This is a genomic window from Demequina sp. (assembly GCF_016278775.1).
GTDB lineage: Bacteria > Actinomycetota > Actinomycetes > Actinomycetales > Demequinaceae > Demequina.
The window spans coordinates 65,831-73,042 of sequence record NZ_JADQBF010000024.1 but is presented as its reverse complement, the minus strand read 5'-3'; the positions used below and the strand labels follow the sequence as shown (position 1 = coordinate 73,042).

The window sequence follows — 7,212 nt, the reverse complement described above, 5'->3', positions numbered from 1 at the left end:
TTGACCACCTCTGCCGAATCGGCAAGGAAGGCATCGACCCTCACGCTGATCTCCTCTCGTCGCTGTCGCATAGCCTACCTACGAAGTGACTGCGCAACGGGCCTAGAGTGTGATCCATGGCTGGCACGATCAACAGGGACGACGTTGCGTCCGTGAGAGAGCGTGCACCGATCGAGCAAATCGTGGCGGAGCACGTGACCCTCAAGCCCGCAGGCGTCGGTTCGATGCGCGGACTGTGCCCGTTCCACGACGAGCGTTCGCCTTCCTTCCACGTGCGGCCGGGCGTGGGCCGCTACCACTGCTTTGGCTGCGGCGAGGGCGGAGACGTCATCGACTTCATCATGAAGTTGGACGGGATGAGCTTTGTCGAGGCCGTCGAGTACCTGGCGCCGCGCGCCGGAGTGGAGCTCCGCTACGAGGCGGGAGGCCAGCGCTCGGAGCCTTCTGGCCCGCAGCGCGCGAGGTTGCTGGAGGCCCATCGCCTCGCGGCCGAGTTCTACAGGGAGGCGCTCGACGGTCCTGAGGCGAAGATCGGGCGTGACTTTCTCACGGGGCGAGGCTTTGGCAAGGAGGCGGCCGAGGAGTTTGGCGTCGGCTACGCGCCCCAGGGCTGGTCTGCGCTGCTCGATCACTTGCGCGCCCGCAACTTTGCCGAGCCGGAACTCAAGGCGACCGGACTGTTCTCCGAGGGCCAGCGCGGCCTCTACGACCGTTTCAGGGGCCGGCTCGTGTGGCCTATCAGGGACGTGACGGGAGAGGTCATTGGGTTTGGTGCACGCCGCCTGCATGAAGACGACCAGGGCCCCAAGTACCTCAACACCCCGGAGACGCAGCTCTACAAGAAGGCCCAGGTACTCTACGGAATCGACCTGGCAAAGGGTGCCATCAGGACGGACAGGACGGCCGTGGTGGTCGAGGGCTACACCGACGTGATGGCGTGCCACCTGGCAGGTGTCAAGAACGCCGTGGCCACGTGCGGAACCGCCTTTGGCGAGGATCACGTGAAGATCGTGCGTCGCCTCATGGGGGACACCGGCGGCGCCCGCCTTACCGTGGGCGGAATGGGCGCCAAGGTGGTCTTCACCTTTGACGGCGACGAGGCCGGGCAGAATGCCGCGCTCAAGTCCTTCAGTCTCGACCAGCAGTTCTTGGCACAGACCTTCGTCGCCATCGACCCGGAAGGCCTGGACCCGTGCGATGTGCGTCAGCAGCGCGGCGACGAGGCCGTGCGGGCTTTGCTCGAGGCGCGCGTGCCCCTGTTCGAGTTCGTCATCAAGACGACCCTCGCCGGCCACGACCTCAACACCCCGGAGGGTCGCGTGACCGCCTTGCGCGCGGCCGCCCCCGTGGTCGCGAGGTTGCGAGACTCCGCCCTGAGGCCCGAATACGGGCGCCGGCTGGCCGGATGGCTTGGCATGGACACCGACACCGTGCTGGCAACCGTCACCCGGGCGGGTTCGTCTGGCCAACGCCCATCCGCCGGCGAGCAGGCCCAGCGCCCGGCTGAGGGTCAGGCGCCTGGGCGACCTGACCGGCGCGACCCGATGGTGCGGGCCGAGGCGCTGTCCCTGGGGGCGCTGCTCCAAGCGCCGGAGGCGATTCGGGCCGACCCCACGGCGCTGCAGGTCGCCGACGACTTGGTTGCGGAAGCGTTCGCGGTACCCCAGTACCGGGCAGTGTTCTCCGCGATAGCGGCGGCCGGGGGAGTGCGGGCCGCCGGCAAGGATTGGGTGGCTCAAGTGGTTCTCGAGGCGGGCGAAGACCTGGCAAGCATCGTCAACGAGTTGGCGGTCACGCCATTGCCACACGACAAGCCCGAGACCCTCGGCGTCTATGGCGGATCCGTCATGAGCAAGGTTCTGGACGGTCACCTGACCCGCCGTATCGGCGACCTACGCGGTGCCATGCAGCGTGCGGGAGCGGGAACGGAAGAGGCGCAGCGGCTGTTCGCCGAGATGATCGCCATGGAGGCCAAACGCCGGTCACTGAGGGGCGACTAGTTCCCCGGCGTCGCTTGGGTGAACCGCATGTAACCATTGGGTGAATTTGCGAGCAATGGGGCTGCTTAGGCCGCTTGTGCGGATTACCGTCAGAGAGTCCTTACCGGTGTATCGATCTCTTGACGAGGTAACCACAGTGAACAAGTCCCCCAAGCGCTTCGCGCTCTCGGCCATGGCAGGCGCGGCCGTGCTGCTGCTGGCCGCATGCTCCTCGGACGACGCCGAACCGTCGTCCACCGAGTCGGAGGCGATGTCGCCAGCCGAGACCTCCGCGAGCTTGCCAGACAAGTTGACCCTCGCCCTCGTGCCATCAGACGAAGTCGACCAGATCACCACGGACGGCGAGGCCCTCGCCGAGGCGCTGTCCGCCGAATTGGGCGTGGACGTCGAGGTCTTCGTGCCCGAGTCCTACTCCGCCGTGGTCGTAGCGCTTCAGACCGGCCAGGCCGACATCGGCTTCCTTGGCCCGATCGCCATGGTGCAGGCTGAGGACGAGGCCGGCGCCGAGATTGTGCTCCAGGCGGTGCGGTACGGCTCGTCTGAGTATGTGGGCCAGTGGCTCACCAACGACCCAGGCACCTTCTGCCTCGACGACGTGACGACAGAGACGGACGACGAGGGCGTTGCCTACTCGTACTGCAACGGCGCCACCGGGGGTTCCGGCCCGGCGGGCACAGAGGCGCTCGAGCTGATCGACCCTGAGTCGGTCATCTCCTTCGTGGACGAGAGCTCGGCTTCCGGGTACTACTTCCCGGCCACTCAGTTGCAGGAACTCACGGGTGTCGATCCGATCTCTGGCCTGTCGAATGCGCTGTTCGCCGGTGGACACCCGCAGTCGGTTCAGGCCGTGTACGACGGCGACGCGGTGGTGGGCGTGTCCTTCAACGATGCGCGTAGCGCGCTTGCGGACGAGTTCCCCGACGTGGGCGAGAAGGTCGTGGTCTTCGCGTACACGTCCAACATCCCCAACGACGGCGTGGTCGTCTCCGGCGACCTGAGCGACGAGGTGCAGCAGATGATCACCGATGCTCTGCTCGCGGTGGCGGAGACGGAGGAGGGTGCCGCGGCGCTCGCCGCTGTCTACGAGATTGACGGGCTCGACCCGGCCAACCTCGACGCGTTTGAGAACGTGGTGCGCCCCGTCGAGGCGAACTTCGGCGACGCGTAACTCCCACAGTGATCGGCTCCGGCGGTCGCCCTCGCTTCACAAGGGTGGCCGCTGGAGTTCGTCTATGCAAGGTTGGACCTCATGATCGAGCTCAAGGACGTCACCGTCCGCTATCCCAACGGCGTTGTCGGCCTCGACGGCGTGTCCCTCACCATCGACCCGGGGCAGTTCGTGGTGGTGGTCGGCCTGTCAGGCGCAGGCAAATCGACGCTGATCCGCGCCATCAACGGGCTCGTCTCCGTCACGTCGGGCTCGCTCACAGTCGACGGTCATGAGGTGTCTGGCGCCTCCAAGCGCGAGCTGCGCGCTATCCGCTCGCGCGTCGGCATGATCTTCCAGTCCTTCAACCTCGTCAAGCGCACGTCGGTGATGAACAACGTGATGCTGGGCCAACTCCACGACATCCCCGCCTACAGGTCCCTCGTGGGCGCGTGGACGCAAGCGGAGAAGGAGAAGGCCTACCAGTCACTTGAGCGCGTCGGCATCGTCGAGAAGGCGTGGACGCGCGCGTCGCAACTCTCAGGCGGCCAGCAGCAACGCGTCGCGATCGCGCGAGCCCTTGCGCAGGATCCCTCAGTGATGCTCGCCGACGAACCCGTCGCCTCCCTCGACCCTCCCACCGCGCAGATGGTCATGAAGGATCTTCAGCGCATCAACCGCGAGCTCGGCATCACCACCGTCGTCAATCTCCACTTTCTCGACTTGGCGCGCCAGTTCGGTGAGCGGGTGATCGGCATGCGGGAGGGCAGGATCGTCTTCGACGGTCCTGGTGCCGACGCCGACGATGCGGTGTTCGAGACCATCTACGGGCGCTCCTTGACCGCTGAGGACATCCTGCCGGGACGGTCGTGAGCACCGTGGCTCCCGCGGTGCCTGAGGCTCCTGCGCGCCCCCGCAAGCCGGCGCCGTCCAAGGGGATCATCGCGGCATTCGTCGTCGCCGCCATCTTCACCGTCTGGGCGGCGCGCAGCATCGAGTTCACGCTCATGCCGCTGTTCACCAACCTGGACAACGGCTGGGAGATCATCCACCAGTTCCTCAACCCGTCATGGGGATTCATCTTCAGGGTGTGGGACGCGTGGGTCGAGACCATCGCCATCGCCATCATCGCGAGCTTCGTCGGCGTCGTCCTGGGCCTCGTGTTCTCCTTCATGGCCTCTACCGTCACCAACCGGACTCGGTGGTCCTATCGGGCCACCAAGGTGTTCCTGTCGGTGGTGCGCTCATTGCCAGACGTGGCGTACGTGCTCATCTTTGTGGCGCTCGTGAGCATCGGCCCGCTCGCAGGCATCCTCGCCCTCATCGTCTTCAACATCGGGATCGCCGCCAAGCTCACGTCCGAGACGATCGACGCGGTGGACACGGGGCCGCTCGAGGCGGCCGACGCGTCGGGCGCGGGAACGATCGCGCGGGCACGCTGGGCCGTGTTGCCGCAGATCCTGCCCAACTACTTGTCGTACTGCCTGTACATCTTTGAACTCAACATCCGCGCGTCCGTGGTCATCGGCATTGCGGGAGGCGGCGGCATCGGCCAGGTCATCAACGTCCAGTTCTCGCGCTTCGCCTACGAGAATGTCGCCGCCATCACTGTGGCGATCTTCGTGGTGGTGTTTGTGATCGACCAGGTGTCGCAACAGCTGCGTCGGAGGTTCGTGTGAGTACGCGCGACGAGGCCGCTAGCAGGCCCCGGCAGCCCTCGAAGGCGCGCGCGACCGCTACCTGGATCCTCCTCCTCATCCTCGTGGGCGGAGCGGCGTGGCTGTCGGATGCGCGCTGGGGTCAGATCACCGGAATCTTCACCGATGGCGGTCGGTACTTCCGTCTCATGACGGAGGGGCTGTTGCAGAACCCGTTCTCCGACCCGTGGGCTGGCTACTGGACGCGGGCGTTCGACGCGATGATCGAGTCGGTGCACATGGCGTGGGTTGGCACAGTCCTCGGCGCGGTGCTGTCAATCCCGTTCGGCTTTCTCGCGGCGCGCAACATCTCTGGGGCGGTCACGGTGCAGCTCACGCGAGGGGTGCTCAACCTCATCCGCGCGGTACCGGAACTCGTATTCGTCATCGTCCTCATGTTGCCCATCTTTGGGTTCGGCCCTGTGGCCGGTGCCCTTGCACTGGGCGTCGGGGCCATCGGCACTCTCGGCAAGCTCACCGCGGAGGCGCTGGAAGGTGTCGATCCCGGACCGGTCGAGGCGGCCAAGGCGTCCGGATCCGGCAGGCTCGCGGTGCTGCGGTGGGCGTATTGGACCCAGGTGTTGCCGGAGGTGATGGCGTTCTGGTTGTACCGCTTCGAGATCAATGTGCGAGCGTCGGCCGTGTTGGGCATCATCGGTGCTGGCGGCATCGGCCAACTGCTCAGCCAACTGTTCTCCAAGCGGGCATGGGACCAGATCGGCATCACCCTGCTGGTGATCATCATCGTGACGGTGATCGTCGACATGGTCTCCGGCGCGATTCGCCACCGCATCATCGGCGGGGGCAAGGCGAAGAAGGACAGGGTGCGTGACGACGCCGTCGAGGTGGGGCTCTGAACCACCCGTGCCCGCCTTGCCCACACGCCCGCCGACAGACGCGAAAGGCCAGCCCGTGAGGGACCGGCCTTCAAGCTCCCCCGACTGGACTCGAACCAGTAACCTGCCGATTAACAGTCGGCTGCTCTGCCAATTGAGCTACGGAGGATCGTCGATGATTCCATCGAGCGCGAACCGAAGAAACTTTACACGATCTGAGGTCTCCATTGGTCCACGGTAATCTTGCTGCGCAGCACCACTAAGGGGGAGCGATGATGCCCGAGTACGACACTGGAGCCACCGCCTGGATCATCCTGTGCACCGTGCTCGTGCTGCTGATGACCCCCAGTCTCGCCACGTTCTACGCAGGCATGGTGCGCTCCAAGAATGCGCTCGGCATGATGATGTACGGGCTCGCCGCGGTTGTCTCCGTCTCGATCACTTGGGTGCTACTGGGCTTCTCTCTCACCTTCGGACCGCAGGCCCTTGGTGGCTTCGTGGGCAATCTTGACCACGCGGGCCTCGCTGGGCTGGCGGAGTCCTCCACCTTCTCGGCGCTCGACGTGCCACCCATCGCCTTCGCGGCATTCACCATGATGATCGCGGTCGTGTCGGCCACCATCATCACGGGCGCTGCGGCTGACCGCATGAAGTTTGGCGCGATGCTGTCGTTCCTCGCGTTGTGGTCGGTGGCAGTGTTTCCCGTGACTGCGCACTGGCTGCTGGCCGACGATGGTTGGCTGACCAGGTGGGGAGCCATCGACTTCGCGGGCGGCTCCGTGGTGGGCGTCAGCGCGGGAGCCTCTGCGTGGGCGCTTGTGCTGGTGTTGGGCCCCCGCCGAAAGTGGCAAGAGAGCTCAATGCGGCCGCACAGCCTGCCCCTCACGCTCGTGGGCGCGGCTCTGCTGTGGGTGGGTTGGCTGGGGCTCACCGCGGGCTCCGCGCTGTCGGCCGATGGCGTCGCCGCTTCAGCCGTGCTGGCCACGCATCTCGCCGCCGTCGGCGCGGTGGCGGGGTGGCTGTTGCTGGAGAAGCGACTGACGGGCTCTGCGCCCGCGCGTGGCGCCGTCTCTGGCGCAATCGCAGGCCTGGTGGCCGTGACCCCAGCCGCTGGCTACCTCGACCCGTTCGCGTCCCTCTTGCTCGGCTTCATCGCAGGCGGAGCGTCGTACCTTGCACTTCGCATCAAACACCGCTTGCGCTTTGACGATGCGCTCGACGTGGTGGCCGTGCACCTGGTGAGCGGCGCGATCGGAATGCTGTTTGTCGGCTTCTTCGCGCGTGAGATCGTGGGTGGTGGCACCGTCGGTATCGGTCTGGTGAGCACCGGCAACGCGTCCCTGCTGGGCAAACAGGCGGTCGCTGTGCTCGTGGTCGCCGCCTACTCGTTCATCGTCAGTGGGATCGTCGCGATGGCGCTGCGTGCGGTGATGGGCCTGCGCGTCACACCTGAGGGCGAGGAGCAAGGACTCGATATCGCGCAGCATGGTGAAACGGCGTACCAGATACGCCACTAGTCTCGGCGTACCACC

The 7,212-nt window shown here is 66.0% G+C and carries 6 protein-coding genes and 1 tRNA gene; 6 read left to right on the top strand and 1 reads right to left on the bottom strand.

From position 1 onward, the window contains the following. Positions 1-116: 116 nt before the first annotated feature. The 5 genes from dnaG to phnE (QZZ33_RS03985) all read left to right on the top strand — a co-directional run bounded on the left by dnaG (position 117) and on the right by phnE (QZZ33_RS03985) (position 5,701). Positions 117-2,000, top strand: a complete 1,884-nt coding sequence (gene dnaG / locus QZZ33_RS04005) for a DNA primase (protein WP_291378346.1) — start codon at positions 117-119, stop codon at positions 1,998-2,000. Between the two features lie 136 nt (positions 2,001-2,136). Further along, on the top strand, positions 2,137-3,168 hold the full coding sequence (gene phnD / locus QZZ33_RS04000) for a phosphate/phosphite/phosphonate ABC transporter substrate-binding protein (RefSeq protein ID WP_291378345.1): 1,032 nt from the start codon (positions 2,137-2,139) through the stop codon (positions 3,166-3,168). 81 nt (positions 3,169-3,249) lie between these two features. Further along, complete coding sequence (gene phnC, locus QZZ33_RS03995; protein ID WP_291378344.1) at positions 3,250-4,020, top strand: phosphonate ABC transporter ATP-binding protein; 771 nt, start codon at positions 3,250-3,252, stop codon at positions 4,018-4,020. After that, complete coding sequence (gene phnE / locus QZZ33_RS03990) at positions 4,017-4,826, top strand: phosphonate ABC transporter, permease protein PhnE (RefSeq protein ID WP_291378343.1); 810 nt, start codon at positions 4,017-4,019, stop codon at positions 4,824-4,826. Before phnC ends, phnE (QZZ33_RS03990) begins: the two co-directional genes overlap by 4 nt. Continuing rightward, positions 4,823-5,701 carry a phosphonate ABC transporter, permease protein PhnE gene (gene phnE, locus QZZ33_RS03985; protein ID WP_291378342.1) on the top strand — a complete coding sequence of 293 codons (879 nt, stop codon included), beginning with the start codon at positions 4,823-4,825 and terminating at the stop codon, positions 5,699-5,701. Before phnE (QZZ33_RS03990) ends, phnE (QZZ33_RS03985) begins: the two co-directional genes overlap by 4 nt. A 75-nt stretch (positions 5,702-5,776) precedes the next feature. Here the strand turns inward: phnE (QZZ33_RS03985) and QZZ33_RS03980 are convergent. Further along, positions 5,777-5,849: transfer RNA gene (locus QZZ33_RS03980), tRNA-Asn, on the bottom strand. Positions 5,850-5,952: 103 nt separating this feature from the next. Here QZZ33_RS03980 and QZZ33_RS03975 point away from each other — a divergent pair. Further along, complete coding sequence (locus QZZ33_RS03975) at positions 5,953-7,197, top strand: ammonium transporter (RefSeq protein WP_291378341.1); 1,245 nt, start codon at positions 5,953-5,955, stop codon at positions 7,195-7,197. Positions 7,198-7,212 lie beyond the last annotated feature (15 nt).

Coding starts and splice junctions, on each gene's coding strand:
- dnaG (WP_291378346.1), top strand. CDS start 117: ATGGCTGGCACGATCAACAGGGACGACGTTGCGTCCGTGAGAGAGCGT.
- phnC (WP_291378344.1), top strand. CDS start 3,250: ATGATCGAGCTCAAGGACGTCACCGTCCGCTATCCCAACGGCGTTGTC.
- QZZ33_RS03975 (WP_291378341.1), top strand. CDS start 5,953: ATGATGCCCGAGTACGACACTGGAGCCACCGCCTGGATCATCCTGTGC.